The organism is Teichococcus aerofrigidensis, from assembly GCF_054073225.1.
This window is the reverse complement of record NZ_JBSXMU010000287.1, coordinates 1-600: the sequence shown is the minus strand read 5'-3', so window position 1 is coordinate 600 and position 600 is coordinate 1. Positions and strand designations below refer to the sequence as shown.

Annotated in this window: 1 protein-coding gene; it reads left to right on the top strand. The window is 71.0% G+C overall.

Annotation, left to right across the window (positions count from 1 at the left end):
• The coding region (locus tag ACVMLK_RS21275; RefSeq protein ID WP_457487573.1) for a cytochrome c biogenesis CcdA family protein at positions 1-524 on the top strand (524 nt) is incomplete at its 5' end.
• Positions 525-600 lie beyond the last annotated feature (76 nt).

Sequence of the window (600 nt, the reverse complement as noted above, 5' to 3'; positions counted from 1 at the left end):
TGGGCGCGGGCGCCTCGGCGCTGAGCCAAGCCCTGCTGCGCTACCGCTACGAGGCCGGGATCGTGGGCGGCGTGGTGGTCATCCTGTTCGGCCTCATGACCGCGGGCGTCCTGCGGCTGATGCCGCTGCAACGCGACCTCCGCTTCATGCCGACCCTCAGCGGTGGCACGCCGCTCTCCGCCTACGTGCTCGGGCTGGCCTTCGCCTTCGGCTGGACGCCCTGCATCGGGCCGGTGCTCGGCGCCATCCTGGCGCTGACCGCCACCAGCGAGATCAGCCACCTCGGCATCGTGTTGCTGGCCACCTACGCGGCCGGGCTGGGCGTGCCCTTCCTGCTGGTCGCCGCCTTCGCGGACAGCTTCCTGCGCGGCCCGTTCCGCGGGCTGCGGCGCCTTGGCCGTGCTCTTCAGATCGTGGCGGGCGGCGTCATGGTGGCGATGGGGGTGGCCATGATCACGGGCCACCTGACCGACTTCGCCATCCTGATGCTCCGGCTCTTTCCCTGGCTTGGGAACATTGGATGAGCGACGACGACGACCTTCCCGAGGACCTCGCCCACATCACGCCCGCCTACCGCCGGGCGCTCTGGATCGTGGTCGG